The organism is Duganella violaceipulchra (assembly GCF_019166075.1).
GTDB lineage: Bacteria > Pseudomonadota > Gammaproteobacteria > Burkholderiales > Burkholderiaceae_D > Rugamonas > Rugamonas violaceipulchra.
This window is the reverse complement of record NZ_JAHTGR010000009.1, coordinates 192,941-215,902: the sequence shown is the minus strand read 5'-3', so window position 1 is coordinate 215,902 and position 22,962 is coordinate 192,941. Positions and strand designations below refer to the sequence as shown.

19 protein-coding genes are annotated in these 22,962 nt (G+C 65.0%); 8 read left to right on the top strand and 11 right to left on the bottom strand.

What is annotated here, in order from left to right; translation table 11 throughout:
- Window positions 1-37: 37 nt before the first annotated feature.
- Both rpsG and rpsL read right to left on the bottom strand, forming a co-directional pair.
- Complete coding sequence (gene rpsG / locus KVP70_RS18270) at window positions 38-508, bottom strand: 30S ribosomal protein S7 (protein WP_008444271.1); 471 nt, start codon at window positions 506-508, stop codon at window positions 38-40.
- A gap of 148 nt (window positions 509-656) precedes the next feature.
- A complete protein-coding gene (rpsL, locus tag KVP70_RS18265; protein ID WP_008444270.1) occupies window positions 657-1,040 on the bottom strand; it encodes a 30S ribosomal protein S12 in 384 nt (127 codons plus the stop codon).
- Between the two features lie 303 nt (window positions 1,041-1,343).
- Here rpsL and KVP70_RS18260 point away from each other — a divergent pair, with 303 nt between their 5' ends.
- The gene (locus KVP70_RS18260) at window positions 1,344-3,317 is read left to right on the top strand and encodes a phosphoethanolamine transferase (protein ID WP_501039838.1); all 1,974 of its coding nucleotides are present in this window, start codon (window positions 1,344-1,346) and stop codon (window positions 3,315-3,317) included.
- Entirely contained in the window at window positions 3,317-4,069 is a 753-nt protein-coding gene (locus KVP70_RS18255) for a carbon-nitrogen hydrolase family protein (protein ID WP_217943619.1), read from the top strand. The genes KVP70_RS18260 and KVP70_RS18255 overlap by 1 nt, the downstream gene beginning before the upstream one ends.
- A 465-nt stretch (window positions 4,070-4,534) precedes the next feature.
- On the opposite strand, the gene KVP70_RS18250 is transcribed toward KVP70_RS18255, so the two are convergent.
- The 9 genes from KVP70_RS18250 to KVP70_RS18210 all read right to left on the bottom strand — a co-directional run bounded on the left by KVP70_RS18250 (window position 4,535) and on the right by KVP70_RS18210 (window position 15,319).
- Window positions 4,535-5,098 (bottom strand): hypothetical protein, encoded by a 564-nt coding sequence (locus tag KVP70_RS18250; RefSeq protein ID WP_217943618.1) that lies wholly within the window; start codon window positions 5,096-5,098, stop codon window positions 4,535-4,537.
- A 2-nt stretch (window positions 5,099-5,100) separates the two neighbouring features.
- On the bottom strand, window positions 5,101-6,978 hold the full coding sequence (locus KVP70_RS18245) for a M23 family metallopeptidase (protein ID WP_217943617.1): 1,878 nt from the start codon (window positions 6,976-6,978) through the stop codon (window positions 5,101-5,103).
- A gap of 12 nt (window positions 6,979-6,990) precedes the next feature.
- Entirely contained in the window at window positions 6,991-7,515 is a 525-nt protein-coding gene (locus KVP70_RS18240) for an Ivy family c-type lysozyme inhibitor (protein ID WP_217943616.1), read from the bottom strand.
- A complete protein-coding gene (locus KVP70_RS18235; RefSeq protein ID WP_229224909.1) occupies window positions 7,508-10,501 on the bottom strand; it encodes a type VI secretion system Vgr family protein in 2,994 nt (997 codons plus the stop codon). The genes KVP70_RS18240 and KVP70_RS18235 overlap by 8 nt, the downstream gene beginning before the upstream one ends.
- Before the next feature lie 110 nt (window positions 10,502-10,611).
- Window positions 10,612-12,060, bottom strand: a complete 1,449-nt coding sequence (locus KVP70_RS18230; RefSeq protein WP_217943615.1) for a TIGR01777 family oxidoreductase — start codon at window positions 12,058-12,060, stop codon at window positions 10,612-10,614.
- Window positions 12,057-12,509 carry a cell division protein gene (locus KVP70_RS18225; protein ID WP_217943614.1) on the bottom strand — a complete coding sequence of 151 codons (453 nt, stop codon included), beginning with the start codon at window positions 12,507-12,509 and terminating at the stop codon, window positions 12,057-12,059. The genes KVP70_RS18230 and KVP70_RS18225 overlap by 4 nt, the downstream gene beginning before the upstream one ends.
- A gap of 68 nt (window positions 12,510-12,577) precedes the next feature.
- On the bottom strand, window positions 12,578-13,105 hold the full coding sequence (locus KVP70_RS18220) for a GbsR/MarR family transcriptional regulator (protein ID WP_217943613.1): 528 nt from the start codon (window positions 13,103-13,105) through the stop codon (window positions 12,578-12,580).
- A 104-nt stretch (window positions 13,106-13,209) separates the two neighbouring features.
- A complete protein-coding gene (locus KVP70_RS18215) occupies window positions 13,210-13,650 on the bottom strand; it encodes a DUF4214 domain-containing protein (RefSeq protein WP_217943612.1) in 441 nt (146 codons plus the stop codon).
- A gap of 133 nt (window positions 13,651-13,783) precedes the next feature.
- Window positions 13,784-15,319, bottom strand: a complete 1,536-nt coding sequence (locus KVP70_RS18210) for a MutS-related protein (RefSeq protein ID WP_217943611.1) — start codon at window positions 15,317-15,319, stop codon at window positions 13,784-13,786.
- A gap of 193 nt (window positions 15,320-15,512) precedes the next feature.
- On the opposite strand from KVP70_RS18210, the gene KVP70_RS18205 reads away from it, so the two are divergent.
- From KVP70_RS18205 to KVP70_RS18180, 6 genes are read left to right on the top strand one after another with little or no spacing between them, the layout of a single operon-like run.
- Window positions 15,513-16,781: an efflux RND transporter periplasmic adaptor subunit gene (locus KVP70_RS18205; protein ID WP_217943610.1), complete on the top strand. Its 1,269-nt coding sequence runs from the start codon at window positions 15,513-15,515 to the stop codon at window positions 16,779-16,781.
- Window positions 16,782-16,804: 23 nt separating this feature from the next.
- A complete protein-coding gene (locus tag KVP70_RS18200; RefSeq protein WP_217943609.1) occupies window positions 16,805-17,515 on the top strand; it encodes an ABC transporter ATP-binding protein in 711 nt (236 codons plus the stop codon).
- A 10-nt stretch (window positions 17,516-17,525) separates the two neighbouring features.
- Window positions 17,526-18,842, top strand: a complete 1,317-nt coding sequence (locus tag KVP70_RS18195) for an ABC transporter permease (RefSeq protein ID WP_217943608.1) — start codon at window positions 17,526-17,528, stop codon at window positions 18,840-18,842.
- Between the two features lie 9 nt (window positions 18,843-18,851).
- Entirely contained in the window at window positions 18,852-20,087 is a 1,236-nt protein-coding gene (locus KVP70_RS18190) for an ABC transporter permease (protein ID WP_217943607.1), read from the top strand.
- A 59-nt stretch (window positions 20,088-20,146) separates the two neighbouring features.
- Window positions 20,147-21,487, top strand: coding sequence for a sigma-54-dependent transcriptional regulator (locus tag KVP70_RS18185; RefSeq protein WP_217943606.1), 1,341 nt, complete (start codon window positions 20,147-20,149; stop codon window positions 21,485-21,487).
- Window positions 21,487-22,872: a sensor histidine kinase gene (locus KVP70_RS18180; RefSeq protein ID WP_217943605.1), complete on the top strand. Its 1,386-nt coding sequence runs from the start codon at window positions 21,487-21,489 to the stop codon at window positions 22,870-22,872. Before KVP70_RS18185 ends, KVP70_RS18180 begins: the two co-directional genes overlap by 1 nt.
- Window positions 22,873-22,962: the final 90 nt, after the last annotated feature.

Sequence of the window (22,962 nt, the reverse complement as noted above, 5' to 3'; positions counted from 1 at the left end):
GATAACAGCCAGACCACGCAGGGTCCGGCCGATTTGATTAGAAGCGGAAGTGCGAGAACGCCTTGTTCGCTTCAGCCATGCGGTGAACTTCGTCACGCTTCTTCATTGCACCGCCGCGGCCTTCAGCCGCTTCCATCAGCTCACCGCCGAGGCGTTGTGGCATGGATTTTTCGCTGCGCTTGTTCGCAGCTTCACGCAGCCAGCGCATGGACAGAGCCATACGACGCACTGGGCGCACTTCAACCGGCACCTGGTAGTTTGCACCACCGACGCGACGGGATTTCACTTCAACCAGTGGCTTGGCGTTGTTGATCGCGGTAGCGAACACTTCCAACGGATCTTTGCCCGACTTGGCTGCGATGTGCTCGAAGGCACCGTAGATGATGTTTTCTGCGACCGATTTTTTACCGGACAGCATCAGAACGTTCACGAACTTGGCGACATCCGTGTTGCCGAATTTTGGATCCGGCAGAATCTCGCGCTTGGGTACTTCACGACGACGTGGCATATCAATTCCTTTCAATCTTCAGTTGAGGTGCGCAGATATGGGATTCGCACTCTCGCGGAGGGCCATCATAGCCGACCACTTACTCGACCACTACGGTCGATTACATTCACTTAGTTAGCTGCCACTGAGCGAAAACTTTTAAAGCAGATTACTTCTTGGCTTGCTTGGCACGCTTGGTACCGTATTTCGAGCGAGCTTGCTTACGGTCTTTAACGCCCTGGGTATCCAGTGCACCGCGAACCATGTGGTAACGCACACCTGGCAAATCCTTTACACGACCGCCGCGCAGCAGGACAACGCTGTGCTCTTGCAGGTTGTGGCCTTCACCGCCGATGTACGAAATAACTTCGAAACCGTTGGTCAGGCGAACTTTGGCTACTTTACGCAGCGCCGAGTTAGGCTTTTTAGGAGTGGTGGTGTACACACGGGTGCAAACACCGCGCTTTTGCGGGCTGTTTTCCAGCGCCGGCGATTTGCTTTTCACGGTCAGAGCGACGCGTGGATTGCGAATCAGTTGATTGATGGTTGGCATCGTTATAAACCCAACAAAATTACAACATTAATAACCCGGACGACTGTCCGGCGACTAAAACCTCGTCTCGATCTACAGGAACAACGGAGGCGCGAATAGCCACTCGCAAGGAGCGGCCTGAAACAGCGTATACGATGTGCAGAATAAATTGAGAACTCGCGAGTATAGACGTGGTTGGAATACCAGTCAATCTATTTCGCGGCGGAATGCGGCCTCGGCGGGTACGCAAACACTAGCTGAAAGGTCAGGAAACACTTGATAATAGCAGACAATCTCCAACCTTCCCTGTCTATGCGATCTTTGTTGCGCCCCGCTCCCCTGTTCGTGCTGTCTAGCTACCTGCTGCTGTCGCTGGTGCCCTGCGTGCCCATCCTGCTGGGGCGGCAAGTGCCGGAGCTGACGCACATCCTGCTGGTCGAGCTGCTGGCCTGGGTCGCGGTGTGGAGCGTGCTGCAGCGCCCGGCCTGGTTCCACTGGCTGCTGCTGCCGGCCTTCCTGGCGCTGCCGACCGAGCTGTACCTGTTCATCTACTATGGCCAGGGCATCTCCACCCACCACCTGGGCATCATCGCCGAGACCAGCCCCAGGGAGGCGCTGGAATTCCTCGGCCGCAAAGTGTGGCTGATGGGCGCGGTGATGCTGGCGGCGATCGCCTGGTGGATCGCGGTGCAGCTGGCCGCCCGCCGCAGCCCGATGCTGGCCTGGCGCGGCAAGTCGCGTTGGAGCGCGCTGCTTTTATTAGCGGCGCTGTCCGCGCTGTGGGTCTACGGCTGGGAATTCGGCGTCCGCGCCAAGCCGGCGCAGAAGGCCTCGGCCCCTGCATCGGCGGCGGCCAGCATCAAGCCGGCCAGCGCCAGGCCGGCCGGGTCGGCGCTGGGTTCGGCCATCGGCTCGGCGCTCGGTTCCGCGCACAGCCATGTCGGCATCACCGCCTCGGCCGATGCCAGCGACGCCGCCTCCGAGGAGGAAGAGGAGGAAGACGCCGAAGAGGACAGCTCGCCCGAGCACGCCGCCATCGCCGGCGCCGGCCGCAGCGGCTGGCAACTGGCGCAGCTGCCGTGGTGGATGCGCTCGCCGCTGGGCTTCGACAACTTCGCCTCGTCGTGGCCGTTCGGCCTGACCGCGCGCGGCGTCGACTTCGTCAAGGAGCGCGAATACCTGGCCGACCTGGGCCGGCGCAGCAGCAGCTTCAGCTTCAAGGCGCACCAGCCGGAGAAGAACGACACGCCGGAAATCGTCATCATGGTGATCGGCGAATCGTCGCGCTACGACCGCTGGGGCATCAACGGCTACCAACGCGACACCACCCCACTGCTCAAGCAGGAAGCCAACCTGGTCACGCTGCCGGACGTCATCACGGCGGTATCGGCGACGCGGCTGTCGGTGCCGGTGATCATCTCGCGCAAGCCGGCGATGCAGAGCCTGAAGGACGGCTTCTCGGAAAAATCCTTCCTGACCGCATATAAGGAAGCGGGCTTCAAGACTTGGTGGCTGTCCAACCAGATCTCGTTCGGCCAGTTCGACACGCCGGTGTCGGTGTTCGCCAAGGAGGCGAACGTGATCCAGTTCATGAACCTGGGCGGCTTCACCAACAACTCCAACTTCGACCAGATCCTGCTGGAGCCCTTGCAGCACGCCATCGCCGACCCGGCGCCGAAAAAGCTGATCGTGCTGCACACGCTGGGCAACCACTGGAATTACAGCCAGCGCTATCCGAAGGAATTCGACAAATGGCAGCCGTCGCTGTTCGGCGTCGACAAGCCGGTCTACACCGACACCAAGATCAAGCCGCAGCTCAACAACAGCTACGACAATTCCATCTTGTACACCGACTGGTTCCTGTCGCAGGTGATCCACCAGCTGAAGGACACGCAGCAGCTGGGCTCGATGGTCTACGTGGCCGACCACGGCCAGACGCTGTACGACAATAGCTGCAACCTGGCCTTCCATGGCCACAACACGCAGTTTGAATTCCACGTACCGGCGCTGGTGTGGTACTCGGACGAATACAAGGCGCGCTATCCGGAAAAGGTGAAGCAGCTGGTCCGCCACCGCAAGGCGCGGCTGGCGACGGAAAACATCTTCCACACGCTGCTGGACCTGGGCGATATCGAGTACGACGACGAGCGGCTGGAGTGGAGCTTCGTCAACAAACAGTTCAAGCAGCACAAGCGCTACGTCGACAGCTACGGCTGGAGCAACTATGACAACGCCAGCTTCAAGGGCGACTGCCGCGAAGTGATCGACAAGGGCAAGCCGCTGAAACAGGAGAAGTAATGGGCATCTGCATCGCCGCCGCGCAATCGCCGTCCATCGCCGGCGACATCGACGCCAACCTCGCCATCCATTTGCGTTTCATCGAGGCGGCCCATGCCGAGGGAGTGGAGCTGCTGCTGTTTCCCGAACTGTCGCTGTGCGGCTATGAGCTGCCGCTGCTGCGCGACTGCCTGCTGACGCCGGACGATGCGCGCCTGGCGCCGTTGCGCGACGCCGCAGTGGCGACCGGCATGCGCATCATCGCCGGCGCCCCGCTCGGCGACGGCGCCCTGCCCCACATCGCCGCGATCACCTTCCTGCCCGACGGCACGACCACCGTCTACCGAAAGCAGTACCTGCATCCGGGCGAAGAGCTGTACGCGCGACCGGGGCCGATGGGCGCGCACTGCCAAGAGATGAACGGGCAGCGTTACGCCCAGGCGATCTGCGCCGACGCCACGCAATACCGGCACGCTGCGGATGCGGCGGCGGACGGAGCTTCGATCTATCTGGCGGGAGTGCTGATTTCCGAAACGGGCTACGCAAACGACGCAGCCAAACTGCAGCGCTACGCCAGCGACTTCGGCATGGGCGTGCTGATGGCGAATCACGCCGCGCCGTCGGGCGGTTATGCGGCGGTGGGCCGCAGCGCCTGGTGGAAGCCGGGCGGCGTGCTAGCGGCAGAGGTGGCCGGGCCAGGCAGCGCCCTGCTGGTCGTCGATGGGCAGGGCGGCGCATACGTTGTTAAGCCAACTGGGACAGGATGCCCTTAACGCGAACCCTCATAAACCGACGTCTCGCCAAAATGTGAAGCCTGTACTTCCCCCCCCACCAATGCGGCCCGCGCCAGCGCCGGCGTAATTTCCGCCGACTTCGCGCGCATGAACAGCAGCGCGCCTACGGATGTTCCGACAGTTTAATCCAGACCACGTACAGACCTATCGGCATTTCCCCATGCGGCGACCAGGAACATCAGCGCAGAAATCATTCTCACGGGTTTCAGTCTCATCTGTTTTCTGTCCTTAGCGATCTTCGTACATACCTGCTCCATCCCCGCCACTCGCACCGAAATTCCGGTGCCGAGCAAAGAGATACCGGCGTTACATACGGTAGCGACAGCATCAAGACTTGCTCCTGCAAATGCTCTCCCAGCGACCAACAGTTCGCTCACCGAACCGCACGGGCAACTTGAGTTGTCAGTATCAACAAGACCGTACCGATATATTTCTCTCGCTGCGTCACGGCCCCTGCTCTAACACGATTTGCAGAGAGGCGCTCTCACCGTCTTCGCGAGACAGATTGACTACAGGATTTCCATTCTGATTTAAGAACTTGTCGCGGGAATACCGCCATTCCAAATGATCACTTCCGCTTTTTTTGGGACGGCCCAGATTCTTCACCACTAATGCCTGAATAGCCGGAAAACGGTCTGCCGGGAAGTCCACGACTATCGACATCATGTAGTTCGGAAGCGGCTCGCCGAGCCCTTCCCGCGAGTCCATGCTGATTCCAGTAATACCGGATTCCGGCGAACACGTATATTCCCAAAGTATCATCGGCTTTTGGGCTTTATCACGGACCCTGGTGCAATATGGCGCGATTATCGCGTGGAACTGGGCGCTCTTGAGACGGAAGGTCTTATAGTCCGCCAATGCACCGATCACCACACCCAGCGGCGCTTGCTGCGCCACTGCCGGCGCGGCCGCAGGCGACTCCTGACGCGCGCAAGCAACCTGCACTGCCCCCACGGCCAACACCAAAAGCGCACCGGCGCGCAGCGATTTGACAAAGTTTAAATTCATTATTACTCCAATACTGCCTGGTCGATGCTTTCCGTCGGGTTGATCAGATCATCCCGGCGTTGAAATGGCTGCCGCGTCTTTTGCGTCAGGGCTTTACCTTTTTCTTTGGGGTTCTCCGTCGTACCATATAGTTCCAGATGCAACATGGATATGTCCAGGTTATTCAGCTTTCCAACGGTACCCAGTTTTTGTCCGCGCTTCACCTCGTCGAGCGCCTTCACCTCAATGCCTTTGTGGGCAACCTCGCCATAGCGAGCGATAAACGTGCCGTGATTTACTTCAATGACCCAGGTACCTTCATAAAACGCATAGACTTGCAGAACCACCCCATCCGCCATCGCACGTACCGGGGTACCCACTGGCGCGTAAAGGTCAATACCGGCGTGCTTGCGTGTTCCGCCGCTGCGGTTCGAACCAAAGCGCCGCGCGCCATCATGGTAAGACTCCGCGGGCCGCTCCTCAAGAGGGAAAAGTAACCCGGGAATCGTCTTTTGCATCTTGGTCGCTGGTGGTGGTGGCGGCGGCGGTGGAGGTGCTTTCTTTGCGACCGCTTTCGGATGCCCTTTTACGCTACGGGTTTTTTCAGCCTCGACCGAAGCTGCCGCTGCAGCCGGCTTTTGGGCCGCCGGCGGCGCCGCAGGCGATGGGGCGGCAGCGGCTGACGCGACGGCAGGCGACGACGGCGATGGCGATGGCGACGGGATGGCAGCAGGTAACGGCGACGCCGCAGCGGCAGGCGTCGAATCCGCCGATGGCGTGGCCTCCGCTGCTGCGACCTTTGCTTGCTCAACCGATGTCTGCGGCGCAGTCTCCGCAGCAGGCTGTGGCGCCTCCTCGGACTCAGCCGCCGTGACCGGAATTGGCGGCTCCGCCGACGACGTTTCTGACGAGGCGGCGAATGGTTCCACTGCCACGGCTGGCAGCGCCTGCAGCCTGTCCCATATCGCCGAATTTTTATCGAGTAGATCGGGTTCGATCGGCTTGATGCTGGTGAACTCCGGGCGATCCTTCGGTCGCTCCACCTTAGGTGCCGGTTTCGGCGGAGCGGGCGCGGGAGGCGCTTTTTTTTCAGCAGGAGGGCCTTTATGCTGATCCGTCGAGGTGGTGGTCTTTGCCTTCGGGCTCAAGAATGCCAAACTGGCGTCCACATCTCTCATCACGCCGGCCTTCAACAACTTGTAACCGCCCGACAGCTTCGCAACGAATATCCGATACTGGTCACCTGCACTGAACCCATGCACGGGTGGCAGCACGCCATTGCCGTCGGTCTTGGCGGATGCATGAGGTTTGCCGTTCTTCTCCACTAGGACATCGAGCCCCGAAATTGGCGCGCCCGTTTTCTTTTCAGCGAACGCCACGGTCAGTTTATTGCAGCACCCCAGATCATAGTCGGCCAGCAGCTCGACATAATGAGACACGCTGGTCTTCAAGCCATCCGTCGCGTCAATCGCACCGTTTGACCGCAGGAACTGCGCAACCCCTGGATGCTTGTCGTTGCCGAACCCTTTCAAATGCGCGCCCGCGATGATGCCCGACTCGGTGATCTTGATGCCTTTGATCGTCTTGCCGATATAGGCATCGAGCTTCATTTTCTTCATCCGTTTGCACAGCAGCTCCACCCACTCCTTCGCCGCCACATCCTGAGCCTGTTCGCTGCCGAGGAAATCACTGCGCTGCTTGATGCCATGCTTGCCGGTCCACTTGCCGTCCCAATCGTTCTCCTTGGTGCCGTCCGCGGTGTAATAACCCAGGTCCACCAGCGCGCTCTCGCCAAATTGATATTTGCCGATATAACCAGCGTAGTTGATCACCTGGGTGTTTTTTCCCGCTTCACGCTGAAACAACGCTTTAAGGAATGCGTCGATATCTCCCTTGCTCATATTAGACCGTCTTTAAGGTGCATTTTTGGGATGGTCCAGCAGCGTCTTTTCTGCCGGCGAGGGATCGCCCAGATACTCGTCCTTGCCGTCGAGGTGCAAGCGGGCCAACATGGTTTTCGAGACCGGCGCATACAACAACGCCAGATTGGTCTCATCGCAGGCGTGCGCCTGGCAGGCTTCGTAATAGACATATTGACGGCCGCTGTGCTTGTCCTGCACGACTGCCGGCTCAGGTTGTGGGCCGCTCAGCAAGCGCTTCTTCAAAGGGACCGCAAGTTTCGTAGATTTCGCCAGCGCCGACTTGGCCAGCAGGGAATCAAACGCAAGATCAAATTCTTTTTGATAGTGATTCTTCCCATCCACCAGACTTTTCTTGTTCATCAACAGGCTAAATAATTGCGTATTGTATGAAGCGATCACCGCTTGATCCGCAGCCGTATCACCATTGCCGGATTCTGCCGCGGTACACGCGGTCAATGCCGACAGGGCAAGGCTGGCGCTCAATACCGCGGCCAGCACAAACTTGTTCTTAGTCATATTCGGAATCCTCTAAAATTTCCCATTCACCATCGCCGACCAGCACCGTCACCTGTTCCGACGCCGGGGTGAACAGGCGTGCCGTACGGCCGTACTGATCCAAATTACCTTTCAGCAGCGTGCCGTCCTGTCGCTGAATGACATATGCGGCGCCTGCAGCAGCCGCCGCGTCCTCAAATAATCCCGCCGCATCAACCCGGGTGCTGAAGACCTTTTCGCCAGGGGCCAGGGTAACCGGCGCGAGACTAGGCAGATGCGGCAACTCTGGAGCGCCCTTGGCCGGCCCCGTCAACTCCTTCATCGACGCCTTGAACGTCATCGTCCCCGGCCCGTGGATCATGATGTTGCCGCCCTCCAGCTTGAGGAACGCCCCCTGCGCCGTCAGCATCACATGCTCCTTGGCCGCCACGGTCACGCTCTTGCCCACGCTGGCCACGGTGATCAGCTTGTCGGCGGTAACCTTGGTAACGTCCGACTGGCTCTGCACGCTGACCTTGCCGCTGGCCGCGTGCAATTTAATGCCGGTTTCCTGGTTCGGCTTGTCGGCGCTGCTGGCTTTGCCGTAGGTGAACAGGCTGATGCCGTCCTTCACCAAATGCATGCTGCTGCCCTGCGCCGCGAAGTTCACGTCCTGCCCGGCGCTGAGGCTCGACGTCGCGCCCGCGCGCACGATCGCGCTGGCCGGCGTGGTGGCCGCGATACCGCCCGGACCGGACAATTGCAGATGCGGCTCGCTGTACGCCGTCACCTGCCCGGCGCCGCCCGCCTCGCCGCCGCCGCCGGCCTGCATACCGGCCACGACCTTGGCCGCAGCGGCCATGGCCGCGATCGCCGGCAGCCGCTCCGCTGCGGGCTCGTCGCCGCCCTTGCCGTCCTTCAGCCTGGCGTTATGCTTCTGCGCCGTTTCGGCCAGGCTTTGCTGCAACTGCCGGGCGGCGTCGATCTGCGCCCGCGCTTCGCTGCTGTCCAACTGCTGGCCGTTGCCGCCGTTGCGGGCGTCGGTCGACAGCAGCATGCCCTGACCGGCGCGCAACGCGGCGCTGTGTTCTGTCTTCAGTTCGGCGCCGAAGCCCGCCGTCTGCAAGCGCTGGTTGTCAGTCTGATGGCGCAGATGGCCGAGATTCAATTCATCGGTGCCCAGATACGCCGCCGCATGCCGCTGCAAGGCCACGCGCGACTCGCCCGGCGTATCGTCGAACACCATCTGGCTGTAGGCGCCGCTGCCGCCCTGGCTGCTGGCCATGGCCTGCGACTTGATGCCCGACAGCACCGCCGGATGCGCGTGCGCGCCGCCGTCGCCGGGGAACCAGGCCGGCGCATTGCCGGTCGCCGCGCCGGCGCCCTGGCTGACCTGGTTGTGCTGGGCGTCGCCCTGCCCCCTGCCGTTGTAGACGCTGCCGATCACCACCGGCCGGTCGATATTGCCGTCGATGAAGTCGACCAGCACTTCGCTGCCGATGCGCGGCACCGCCACCGCGCCCCAGTTGGCGCCGGCCACCGACGCCAGCGACGTGGCGATCCGCACCCAGGTGCCGGCCTGGTCGTCGCCGGGCGCGCCGCTGTGGCCGTCCGGCGCCGGATGATTCAGGCGGCTGTGGCTCTGGCCGCCGCGCTGCCAGTGGAACTGCACCTTGATGCGGTGGTCGCGGTCGGTGTGGATGACCGCGCCGGCCGGCCCCACCACCACGGCGGTCTGCTGGCCGCGCACGGTCGGCTTGGGATGCAGCACGCGGCCATGGCCGTCGACGTCGCTGCTGCGGTAAGGCACGCTGCTGCGGATGGCGTCGACGCGGTTGCGGTACAGCGGGCGCTCGCCCTTGTCCTGGCCCACCGCGTGCAGGCTGCCGGATTGCTCCCTGGCGATGGTCTGCGCCAGCGCGTTCAGCCCCAGCAGGCCGCTGACCTGGTGCTTGATGTCCGTGCTCAGGTTGTTGTGCGCCAGATGCAGCACGCGCAGGGCGACAAAGGTGCGCTCGCTGTCGCCGGCCGCCAGGTCGAGCTGGGCCTGGCCGGTCAGCGTGAAGGTCGTGCCGGGCGCCAGCGTGCGCACCGTGCCCGCGCCCACATGGGTTTCGCGCGTCACTTCCAGCGCCTGCAACTGCTGGTCGGCGATGCGCTGGCCGTGCTCGCGCGACTGGTAGGCGTAGGCGCCCGGCGTGTCGCGGCTGCTGTGCGACTGCGCGCCGATCACCGCGCCGGCCGCGGCGACCGGCCGCGTGTCGTTGCTGCGGTAGTCCCAGCTGGACAGTTCCAGCGTGTCCGGCGTCCAGCGCGCCTCGGTGCGCCAGCGGTCCATGCTGTCCTCGCGCATCACGGCGCCGGGCTGGCTGAAGCGCACCACCGGCTGCGCATTCGGCTGGAAGCTGCCGTTGTGGTCGGCGATCACCATGACGTGGCTGCCGAAGGTGTCGCTGTCGGGCGCGCCGCTGTGTTCGAAGTAGTAGAACAGACCCTCCTCGCGCATCAGCCGTTCAGCGAAGTCGAGGTTGGATTCCTGGTACTGGCAGGTCAGCGAGCGCACCGGATAGGCGCCCGGGTCCTGCACGTCGAAGCGCCAGTCCGGCACCAGCTTGCCCACGCTCTCCCAGCTTTGAAACAGCGCCGACAGGATGTCGAGCACGTTCTTGTCCTGGAACACGCGGCTGTCGCGGCCATGGCGCAGGAAGCTGTACCACGGGCCGAGAGTGAGCGCATAGCGCGCCAGGCCGCCATCGGCGCCCAGCAGGGCGACGTCGGTGACGTGGCCGTGGAAATAGCGCGGCCCGCCGCCGAGCGCGGTATCGAGTTCCAGCAGCGCCGGCTGGCCCAGCAACGATTTCAGCGGAATGTCGGCATTGCTCGACAGCGCCGTCACATGCAGCGCATAGCACTGGCTGACGCCTTCTTCGCCGCGCAGGCATTCGACGACGAGGGCGTCCGCCCCCAGCGGCGTTGTCAGGCGCAGCAGGCGGGTTTCTTGAGTGAAACTGGTCAGGAGATCTAGCATTGGGGGCGGGGTTATTTATTTGCTATGCTTTGGCCCCGCATTACACCTCAGAAGTTCATTTCGAGCAAGAGTGATTCAATTGAATCGGGGGTCTCCCGCTGGGGCATCCGCTATGCAAGGCTGCGCAGCGCGCCTTCCAGCTGCGGATAGCGGAACGCATAGCCGCTCTCGAGCAGCCGCGCGGGAGCGACCCGCTGGCCTTCCAGCAGCAAGTCCGCCTGCTCGCCCAGCATCAGCCGCATCGGCCAGCCCGGCGTGGGGAAGCCGAAGGGACGCCGCAGCACGCCCGCCGCCACACGGCTGAACTGTGCCTGCGTCAGGCTTTCCGGCGCCGTGAAGTTGTAGACGCCCGCCTCGCCCGAACGGCACAGGTGCGCAATACCGCCGATGACGTCGGCCATATGGATCCACGACAGCCATTGCGCGCCGCCGCCCAACGGCCCGCCCAAGCCCAACTTGATGGGCAACAACATCATGGGCAGCGCGCCTTGCGTGCCCAGCACCAGTCCGAAGCGCGTGCACGCCACGCGCACCCCGTGGGCCGCCGCGCCTTGCGCCGCCTGCTCCCATTCGCGGCACAGGTCGGACATGAACATCGCCTGCGGACCGTCGTTCTCGGTCAGCACGGCATCGTCGCCCCGGCGCTGTATGCCGTAGTAGCCGATCGCCGAAGCCGACACCAGCATGGCCGGCTTGTACTCGGCCGTGGCGATCCACGCCACCAATTTGTTGGTCAGCTCGACGCGACTGGCGCGCAGCGCCGCCTGCCGCGCCGCCGTCCAGCGCCAGCCCAAGATGCGCGCGCCCGCCAGATTGATCACGACATCGATGCGGCGCGACGTTGGCAATTGCGTCATGCTGTCCACGCAATCGACGCGGCCGTCGAACAGCCACGCGGCCTGGCGCACCTGCCGCGTCAGCACCGTCACGCGCTGCCCGTCGCGCAGCAGCGCGCGCACCAGACGCTGGCCGATAAAGCCAGTGGCGCCGGTCACCAGGAAGCTGCGCCCCGGCGGGCCGAAACGCAACTCGGTGGCGGCGCCGTCGCGCAGCGCCAGCTTGCCGATCTCCCTGGAGGCCAACGCATCCCGCACGCCGGACAGGCCGACGCCGACGCCGCACAGCGCCAGGAATACGCTCAGCGCGCCTTGCGGTTGCCAGGCCAGCGCGGTCGGCATGGCCAGCCACTGCGGCGTGTTCAGCGCCAGCAGCGCAATGAAGGCGCCGCCGTTCATCGCCAGCACGGTGTGGGTCACGCGCTCGGTCGCCGGCAGCAGACGGGTACGGTCCTCGACCACGAAGTCCCACAGCGTCAGCACGATCTCAACCGAGAACACCACCAGCAGCACCCAGGCCCACGCGCCGTGGAACGCCCAGCCGGCCAGGCCGATGAACAAGGCGCTGTAGATCATCGCCCGCAGCGCGTGGATCGCCAGTTCGCGCCGCGCGCTGGCGCGGCCGGGCAGCGCTTCGGTCAGCTCGTGGTGGTACAGCGTGTCGAACGCCCCCAGGCAGCCCTGGAAGGCCATCAACTGCAAGGCCAGAAAATGGGTATTCATGACGTTGCCTTTCTATGTTTGGATGCCAGGTCGAGCTTGCACAGCCACAGCAGCGGCGGCAGCATGACCGCCAGCGCCAGCGTATCGATCCACAGGTTGATCCAGCAATGCGCGCGCGCCGAGATCAGCATGTCCTGCGGCGCCCACACCAACAGGCCGAGGATCAGCACTGCCCAGGCGAAGCCATTGCGTTGCTGGTCGCCGATGACGGCCAGGCCGGCCATCCAGATCGCCGCCGCCTGCACCGTCGGGCCGAACAGCGAGAGCCACCACACGTGCAGCGCCTGGCCAGCGGCGGGCGCATCCGTGCCGAAGAAGAAGGCCTCGATGCCGCGACGATAGCCCTCCGTGATGGCAGCCCCCGCGCACAACGGCAACAGCACGCCGACCACCAGGTGCGCCGCCACCGTCAAGTAAATCCACCGCACCAGCCAGGGTCTCGCCGCCATGATTTTGTCCGTTATTTCTGTAAAAACAGAAATATAAAGTGAAATGTTTAGCGCAAGGGATGCTTATGTCAGTCCCCGCCCAGCAGGCGCGCCACCTTGCCGCCCATCTTCAGGAAGCGCTGCATGGTGGCGGGCGGCAGGTGTTTGTAGTCGCCGTAGGTGGTGGTCAGCATTTCCAGGAAATCCAGCACCTGGTCCATCTTGACCTTGGTGGCCGCCTCCAGCGCCGGATCATTCTCGGCCTCCAGCGCGCATTCGCGCAACACCGTCAGCGTGGGGTCGATCTCGCGCTTCTTGCGTTCCTCGACGATGACGCGGAAGATTTCCCACACATCCTGCAGGGCGACGAAGTGGTCGCGGCGATCGCCGGCGATATGGCTGATGCGCACCAGCCCCCAGCCCTGCAATTCCTTCAGGCTGTTGCTGACGTTGGAACGCGCCACGCCCAGCGTGTCGGCGATTTCCTCGGCCGGCAGCGGCCGGTTGACGAGGAACAGCAGCGCATGGATCTGCGCCACCGTGCGGTTGACACCCCAGCGCGTGCCCATCTCCCCCCAGTGCAGGATGTATTTTTGGATGGTCGGTGCGAGGGTCATGGCATTTCTCTCATTTCTGTCGTTACAGAAATAATAGGCCAAATTTTTTAAGAAATCAACTCCGCGACCGGGTGAGCGGGACCCGGCCGCGGATGCCAGCCTGTTTAGGCGATGGCTGCGTGTACCGCTTCGTGCGTTTGCACGCCGACCAGTTGAACCGGCACGGCGTCGGTGACTTTTTGCATCAGGTGCTGCAGATCGGCGCCGACGGCGGCATCGCCGATCTGCATGATCACGTCGGAGGTCGGCGTGTGCTCGACCAGGGCGCCGTACAATTTCACGCCCCAGGTCGACAGTTCGGCCATGCTGGCATGGCGGTCAAACATGTTCATGAAGGCATGGTCGACGCTGGACGCCACACCGTCGTTCCAGCTCTGCGTAAAGGCCGCGTGGTACTCGACCGAGTTTTCCATGGCATGAGCGATCTGGGTAATGGTGGCGCCGTTGTTGGCCGCGTTGCTCCAGTATTGCAGGCCGCCTGCGTCTGCAGGACGATTAAAGAATTCAATGTACAGTTTTTCGATTTCGAAAGTCGTCGACGACATTTGTATGGTCCCCAAAAAGAATGGTTAAGTTCACAGGCATTGCATACATCGGCATGTTCCTATTTGCCAATTTTTACATATATGCAATTCAAATATACTAACCTTATTTATTTGTTAACTCAACAGAAAGTCATCACAGAACGCCGGCGGCGGCTTGTTGCCGCTGCGGACTTTGCGCTTGCGCACTCAGCCAGTCGAACACGCGGCCAGCCTTCAGCGAGATGGCTTGGTCGAAACCGCGCGCCGCCAGCAAGGCAATACCGTTCGTATCGGCCAGCACGCCCGGCGCCACCCGCAGTCCATCACCGACGCGGCTGACGCACCACGGCGTCAAGCGCTCCTGCAGCAGCGGCGCCAGCACCAGGTTGTGCGAGGAGACGATCACCGTGCCCTGCTGCGACAGCGTGTGCAACACCGCCGCCGCCGCCGAGATCGATTCCAGGTGGTTGGTGCCGCGGAAAATCTCGTCGATGATGAACACCGCCGGCGCCCGCTCGGCCAGCGCCAGCAGCTCGCGCGCCCGGCGCAGCTCGGCGATGTAGAGGCTCTCGCCGCCGTCCAGCGCATCCTCGCTCTGCATGCTGGAATACACCGGCAGCAGCGGCGTGACCGCCCGCTCCGCATAGCAGAAGCCAAACGCGCGGGCGATGATCAGGTTCAGCCCCACCGTGCGCAGCAGGGTGCTCTTGCCGATGCCGTTCTGCCCGGAGATGAAGGCGCCCTGCCCCGCCAGCGCGAACGACAGCGGCTCGGCCTGCGCCAGCAGCGGATGCACCACCTGCTCCAGCGTGACGGCGCCGCCCTGCTCGGCCCAGCAATAGCGCGGCGCCAGCGCCAGGTCGGCCTCCAGCGCCGCCACCCGCTGGAAGCTGCCGCGCAGGAATTCAAGGTCGCCGCGCACCGCTTCGCGGCTGTCGAAGTAGTGGCGCACATTCATCTGCCACAGCCAGTCGCGGTACTCGCGCACGCCGGGCAGGTTGCCGGCCGCCGACTGGGCGATCTTGCGATTGAGCTTGCCCGCCTGCGCCGCGTCCGCGCGCAGGCCCGCCGTCAGCGGATCGTCCAGCGCGGCCAGCAGGCTGTGGGCGCGCAGCATTTGCTGCAGCGTGGCCAGGCTGCGGCCCCATTCCTCGACCGCTTCGTGATGGCGCATCTGCACCGCCATCAGCGCCAGCCACAGCAGCACCACCACGCCCCACAAGGCCACCACGCCGGTGACCAGCGCCAGCGCCACCGACAGCAGCAAGCCCAGCGGCAGCCACGGCAGCAGCGCCAGCCAGCGCGGCGCCGGCGGCAAGACGGCGCCGAACAGGGTGTCGCTAATCTCGCGGTCGGCGCGGCGCAAGCCCGAGCAGGCGGCGTGCAGCCGTTGCCGCAGTCCGGCGTCCTGCGCCAGTGTCCGCACGCGGACGGCGGACGCGGCCACCGTGCCACCGTCCGCGTGCAGGCGCCGGTGCAGCTCCTGCTGGCCGAAGATGCTGGTCTGGCGCGCCAGCTGCGCGCTGTACTGCGGCAGCAGCAGGTCGTCCCAGGTTTGCGCGTCCAGCGCGCTGGCGTCGGCGTGGGCGGTGCGCTGGTACCGCGCGACGTCGCTGGCGACGAAGGGGTAGTCGGCTATCGGCGTTTCGGCGGGCAGCAGCAAGCGGGTCAAACGGTCAAGCAAGCTCATACGGTACTCGGGTGGGGGCGACAGCGCTGCACATGGTCACGCTTGCCGTTTTATCAAGCGCGGCCGGACAGGGCGGACGACCGGACAAGGGCGCGGACAACGGACAGCGGCAGCCAACATCAATCAAATCAAACACTTAAGTGCTGGCACGGTTTCTGCATAACGTTGTACATCTACACACACTTACACGATCATGATACGCGACACCTCCAATCAAGACGCCGTCATCGCCGCCCCCAAGGGCCAGGCCGCCAAGCGCCGCCTGGTCATCGCCGCCGGCGCCATCGTCCTGCTGGCGGGGGCCTACTCGCTGCTGCACTCCTGGCGCGGCAGCGACCATTCGGTCAACCTGTCGCGCCTGCGCATCGCCGAAGTGGGCCGCGGCACGCTGATCCGCGACGCCGCCGTCAACGGCCGCATCGTCGCCGCCATCAGCCCGACGCTGTACTCGGCCTCGCCGGCCACGGTGACACTGAAGGCGGCCGCCGGCGACACCGTCAAGCGCGGCGACGTGCTGGCGGTGCTGGAATCGCCCGACCTGACCGACGCCCTCAAGCGCGAGCAATCGAGCTTCCTGCAGCTGGAGGCCGAGGTCGAGCGCCAGAAGATCCTGGCTCGCAAGCAGAAGCTGCTGGCCCGGCGCGACGCCGACACCGCCGAGATCGACCGCCTGTCGGCGCTGCGCACGCTGGAGCGCTACAACGCCGTCTCCAACGAAGGCATCATCGCCAAGATCGAATACCAGAAGGCCAAGGACGCGCTGAACTCGGCCGAGATCCGCGCCAGGCACGCCGGCCAGGCGGCCGAGCTGGAAAGCGACAACGTGGCGCTGGAACTGAAGACCAAGATCAACGAGCTGGACCGTCAACGGCTGTCGCTGGCCAACGCCCAGCGCCGGGTCGACGAGCTGACCGTGCGGGCGCCGGTGGACGGCTTCATCGGCACCTTGTCGGTGGCCAACCGCAGCGTGGTGCCGGCCAATGCGCCTTTGATGACGCTGGTCGACCTGTCGCGCCTGGAAGTCGAGCTGGAGGTGCCGGAGACCTATGTGTCCGACATCGGCCTGGGCATGAACGCCGACGTCAACTACGGCACCGGTAACGCCAACGCCCGGCTGTCGGCGCTGTCGCCGGAAGTGGTCAAGAACCAGGTGCTGGCGCGGGTGCGCTTCACCGCGGCCCAGCCGGCCGGCCTGCGCCAGAACCAGCGCGTCACCGCCCGCCTGCTGATCGATGAAAAACCCAACACGCTGATGCTGCAGCGCGGCCCGTTCGTGGAGTCCGAAGGCGGCCGCTTCGCTTATGTGGTGCGCGACGGCATCGCCATCCGCACCCCGATCAAGATGGGCGCCACCAGCGTCTCCGCGGTGGAGATCCTCGGCGGTTTGAAACAGGGCGACAAGGTCGTCATCTCCGGCACCGAAACGTTCGAGAACGCCGCGCGCGTCTCGATCAACCAATAACTTTTTTTTCCAAGAGGCCCTCCATGCTGCGCATGCAAAACCTGAGCAAAGTCTACCGTACCCACATGATCGAAACCCACGCGCTGCGCGGCTTCGAGATCAACGTCAAGCAGGGTGAGTTCGTCACCGTGACCGGCCCTTCCGGCTCCGGCAAGACCAGCTTCCTCAACATCGCCGGCCTGCTCGAAGAGTTCACCGACGGCGAGTACATCCTCGACGGCGTCAACGTCAAGGGCATGGACGACAACGCCCGCTCGCGCCTGCGCAACGAAAAGCTGGGCTTCATCTTCCAGGGCTTCAACCTGATCCCCGACCTGTCACTGTTCGACAACGTCGACGTGCCGCTGCGCTACCGCGGCTTCAACGCCGCCGAGCGCAAGGAGCGCATCGAGGACGCGCTGTCCAAGGTCGGGCTGGCTTCGCGCATGAAGCACTTCCCGGCCGAACTGTCGGGCGGCCAGCAGCAGCGCGTGGCGATCGCGCGCGCGCTGGCCGGCTCGCCCAAGCTGCTGCTGGCCGACGAGCCGACCGGCAACCTGGACACCCAGATGGCGCGCGGCGTAATGGAGCTGCTGGAGGAAATCAACGCCCAGGGCACCACCATCCTGATGGTGACCCACGACCCGGAACTGGCGGTGCGCTCGCAGCGCAACGTCCACATCATCGACGGCCAGGTGTCGGACCTGGTGCGCAAGGCGCCGACCTTGTTCGACGCGAATTCCCATGTCGCATAAGGAGCGCCACATGTTCCAATACTATTTCCTGCTGGGGCTGCGCAGCCTGCGCCGCAACCCGGCCCTGACCGCGCTGATGGTGCTGACGCTGGCCGTCGGCGTGGCCGCCAGCGTGGCCACCCTGACCATCCTGCACGTGATGTCGGGCGACCCGATCCCGTCCAAGAGCGAGCGCCTGTTCGTGCCGCTGGTCGACAACGGCCCGGTCAAGGGCTACAAGCCCGGCGACGAGCCCAACGACAACCAGCTGAGCTACCGCGACACGCTCAACCTCCTCAACAGCAAAGCGGCCGAGCGCGCCACCGCGATCTTCGGCACCGGCCTGGCGGTCGAGCCGGCGCGCAAGGACATCGGCGTGTTCACCGCGCGCGGCTTGGCCGTGGCCGGCGACTACTTCAATATGTTCGACGCCCCCTTCCTGCACGGCCAGCCATGGAGCCCGGCCGACGACAAGGGCGGCGCCAACGTCGTGGTGCTGGGCCGCAAGCTGTCGGAAAAGCTGTACGGCGACACCGACCCGGTCGGCCAGCGCCTGACCATGGCCGGCCAGCAGTACCAGATCGTCGGCGTGCTCGACAACTGGAAGGTGGTGCCGCGCTTCCACCGCATCATCGGCAGCAGCGACGGCGCCTTCAGCGACGAGGATGACATGTTCGTGCCCTTCGCCACGGCGATCCGCAATGAGATGCCGCGCAACGGCAGCACCAGCTGCTCCGACGACATCGCCCCCGGCTACCAGGCTTTCCTCGATTCCGAGTGCACCTGGATCCAGTTCTGGTTCGAGACCCGCAGCGCCGGCGAGCGCGCCAACCTGCAGAGCTACCTCGACAGCTACGCCGCCGAACAGCGCAAGCTGGGCCGCCTGCCGCGCAACGCCCCCAACAAGCTGTACGACGTGCGCGAATGGCTGGACTTCATGAAGGTGGTCGGCAACGACAGCAAGCTGTCGGCCTGGCTGGCGTTCGGCTTCCTGGTGCTGTGCCTGGTGAACACGATAGGCCTGCTGCTGGCCAAGTTCTCGGTGCGCGCCGCCGAAGTGGGCATCCGCCGCGCTCTGGGCGCCTCGCGCCGCGAAATCTTCCACCAGTTCCTGATCGAGACCACCGTGGTCGGCCTGGTCGGCGGCGCGCTCGGCCTGCTGCTGGCCTTCGGCGCGCTGGCGCTGATCGCCATGCAGTCGAAGGCGCTGACGGTGGTGGCCCATATGGACTGGATCATGCTGCTGACCACGTTCGCGATGGCGGTGCTGTCGGCCGTGCTGGCCGGCCTGCTGCCGACCTGGCGCGCCTGCCAGGTCACGCCCGCCCTGCAACTCAAATCCCAATAAGGAGCTGTCATGGAAATCCGCCCCATCCTGTCGGCACTGCTGCGCAACAAGACCGGCCCCATCCTGGTGGCCGTGCAGGTCGCCCTGAGCCTGGCCATCCTGGCCAACGCCCTGCATATCGTGCAAGTGCGCCAGGCGGTGTCGGCGCGCGCCAGCGGCGTCGCCAACGAAGCCGACGTCTTCAACCTGCAGGTGCGCCGCCTGCAGAACGCCGGCCACCAGCCGGAGCTGGCGGCCCAGCAGCGCGAAACGGCGACGCTGCGCGCCGTGCCGGGCGTGGCGTCGGTGGCCATCACCACCCAGATGCCGCTGTCGCGCTCGGGCAACTACACCGGCGTGGCGTCCGACCGCCGGCAGGTCAAGTCGACCGCCACCACCAGCACCTACGTCACCCCCGATTCGCTGGTGAAGACCTGGGGCCTGCAACTGGTCGAGGGGCGCGACTTCCTGCCCAACGAGATCCTGGAGATCGACGAGAACACCAGCGACGACTACCCCAAGGTCGCCATCATCACCCGCCAGCAGGGCGAAAAACTGTGGCCGGGCGCGGCCGGCGTGGTCGGCAAGACCTTTTATTTCGGCACCGGCGAAAAGGCCAGGGAGGCGCGCGTGGTGGGCGTGATCGAGCGGCTGCAAACGCCGAACGCCCAGATCGGCGAGCGCGGCGAATTCTCCACCATCGTGCCGACCCGCCTGACCGGCGACAACGCCACCAGCTACACGCTGCGCGCCGAGCCGGGCCAGATGGACCGCGTGATCAAGGAGGCCGAGGCGGCGCTGCGCGCCTCGTCGCCGACGCCGGTGATCGTCCGGGCCAAGACCATGGCCGAATTCCGCACCGACCGCTACCGCGCCGACAACGCGCTGGCCTGGATGCTGGTGACGGTGAGCGTGTTGCTGCTCTTGATCACCGCCAGCGGCATCGTCGGCATGGCCAGCCTGTGGGTCACGCAGCGCCGCAAGCAGATCGGCGTGCGGCGCGCGCTGGGGGCGCGCCGGGTCGACATCCTGCGCTACTTCGTCACCGAGAACGTGATGATCACCAGCGTCGGCGTGGCGGCCGGCGTGCTGCTGGCGCTGGGCCTGAACCAGCTGCTGGTGAGCCAGCTGGAAATGGCGCGCCTGCCGGCCGCCTACCTGATCGCCGGCGCCGCCGTGTTCTGGGCGCTGGGCGTGGCCGCCGTGTACGGTCCGGCCTGGCGCGCGGCGTCGATCTCGCCGGCCACCGCCACCCGCAGCGCCTAGTGGCGGCCGACCCCATGTTTGCTGCACCGGGCATGCCGCGACAATGTTATGCTTACGGCATGCCTACCGTATTGATCATCGACGACAACGCCGCCGTCGCCATCGCGCTTGAAGTGCTGTTCTCGCTGCACGACATCGACGCGCTGCGCGCCGCCTCCCCCGAAGCCGGCCTGGCGCTGCTGGAGCGCCACAGCGTCGACCTGGTGCTGCAGGACATGAACTTCTCCGCCGACACCACCTCGGGCCAGGAAGGCACGGCGCTGTTCCGCGCCATCCGCGAGCGCCACCCCGAGCTGCCGGTGATCCTGCTGACCGCCTGGACCCATCTGGACGCGGCGGTCGACCTGGTCAAGGCCGGCGCCGCCGACTACCTGGCCAAGCCGTGGGACGACAACCGCCTGATCGCCACGGTGCACAATCTGATCGAACTGGGCCAGGCCAAGCGGGCCCTGCAGCAACGCCTGCAGACCGAGCTGCGCCAGCGGCGCGAGCTCGAACGCGGCTACGACCTGCGCGGCATGGTGTGGCAAGACCCGGCCACCGAGCGCGTGGTGCACCTGGCCTGCCAGGTGGCGCGCGCCGACGTCCCGGTGCTGATCAGCGGCCCGAACGGCACCGGCAAGGAACGCATCGCCGAGATCATACAGGCCAACTCCGCCGTGCGCGACGGCCCCTTCGTGGTGCTCAATTGCGGCGCGCTGCCGGCCGAGCTGATCGAGGCCGAACTGTTCGGCGCCGACGCCGGCGCCTACACCGGCGCCTCCAAGGCGCGCGAAGGCAAGTTCGAGGCGGCCGACGGCGGCACCCTGTTCCTCGACGAGATCGGCAACCTGCCGCTGGCCGGGCAGATGAAGCTGCTGCGGGTGCTCGAGACCGGCCGCTTCGAGCGGCTCGGCTCGAACCGCGAGCGCCAGGTCAAGGTGCGCGTGGTCAGCGCCACCAACGCCGACCTGCAGGCCATGATACGGGCCGGCAGCTTCCGCGAAGACTTGTTCTACCGCCTCAACGTGATCGAGCTGCGGCTGCCGCCGCTGGCCGGCCGGCCGGCCGACATCCTGCCGCTGGCCCAGCACTTCCTCGGCGCCGGCAAGCAGCTGCACCCGTCGGCGCAGCAGGCGCTGCTGGCCCATCCGTGGCCGGGCAATGTGCGCGAACTGAAAAACGTCATGGCGCGCGCCGGCCTGCTGGCCGCCGGCGACGTCATCAAGGCGGCCGACCTCGGCCTGCCGGCCAGCGCCAGCGCCGTCGCCGACGACGGCGCGCGCGAGCCGGACCGCGACAGCATCGGCCTGGCGCTGAGCCGCGCCGGCGGCGTGGTGGCCCAGGCCGCCGCCGAGCTGGGCCTGTCGCGCCAGGCGCTGTACCGCCGCATGGAACGGCTGGGCATCGCCCGTCCCTGATGGACGACGCCGGCCGCCGGGGCACACGCCAGAAAGGCTCGCGCCTTTCGCTGCTGACGCGCTGGACCGCGATGGTCGGCACCCTGCTGACGCTCGGCATCCTGATCGCGTTGACGCTGACCCATTTCTTCCCCGACCATCCCGGCCTGGTGCTGGCGGTGTGCCTGCTGTGCGTGCTGCCGATCTCCATCATCACCATCCGCGCCCAGCTGGAGTACATGCTGTCGCTGTTCCGCGCGCTGACCGGCACCGTCACCAGCTACCAGGATGGCGACTTCTCGTTCAGCCTGCACTGGCCGCAGAACGACGAGCTGAGCGACCTGGTGGCGGCCCACAACGCGCTGGGCGACGTGCTGCGCCAGCAGCGGCTGGACCTGGTGCAGCGCGAGCTGCTGCTCGACACCATGGTGCAGAACACGCCGGTGGCGATGCTGCTGGTGAGCGAGGCCGGCCCCATCGTCTACGCCAACCTGGCGGCGCGCCAGCTGCTCAACCAGGGACGCAAGCTGGAGGGCCACCGGCTCGACGACATCCTGGCGCACGCCTCGGCGGCGCTGCTGGAGGCGCTGGCGCGCGGCGGCGACGGCCTGTTCACCAGCAAGGAGGCGGGAACCAAAGGGGACCAGGAAACCCTCGACGAGGAAGAGGTCTACCACCTGGCGCGCCGCAGCTTCAACCTCAACGGCCGCAAGCACGAACTGCTGCTGCTGCGCCAGCTGACCATGGAGCTGCGCCGGCAGGAAGTGCAGACCTGGAAAAAGGTGATCCGCGTCATCAGCCACGAGCTGAACAACTCGCTTGCGCCGCTGACCTCGCTGGCCCATTCCGGCGCCGAGCTGGTGCGGCGCGGCCAGACCGAGCGCCTGCCGCAAATCCTCGCCACCATCGAGGAGCGCACCCGCCACCTGGAAAGTTTCATCCTCGGCTACGCGCGCTTCGCCAAGCTGCCGACGCCGCGCCTGGAGCTGCAGGCGTGGCCGGCCTTCCTGGCCCAGCTGGCGGCCCAGGTCGAGTTCAGCGTCGCCGGCGCGCCGCCCGACGAGCCCTGCGCCTTCGATCCCTCGCAGCTGGAGCAAGCGCTGCTGAACCTGCTCAAGAACGCCCACGAATCGGGCTCGCCGGCCGGCGAGGTCAGCCTGGAGGTGCGGCGCCTGCACGGCGCGGTGCGGATTGACGTGCACGATCGCGGCCCCGGCATGAGCGACACCGTGCTGACCAACGCGCTGGTGCCGTTCTACTCGACCAAGCGCAGCGGCACCGGCCTGGGCCTGGCGCTGGCGCGTGAAATCGCCGAAGCCCACGGCGGCCGCATCACCCTGGCCAACCGCGACGGCGGCGGCCTGACCGTGACCCTGATCCTGCCAGTGTCGGCTGCAAACAACTAAATCGTCATTACAAAATTGAAATTAAGTTGATGATTTGCACAACGGAAATTGAATAATAGAAATTCCTTATTGTCCAGCCCGTGTATTAGT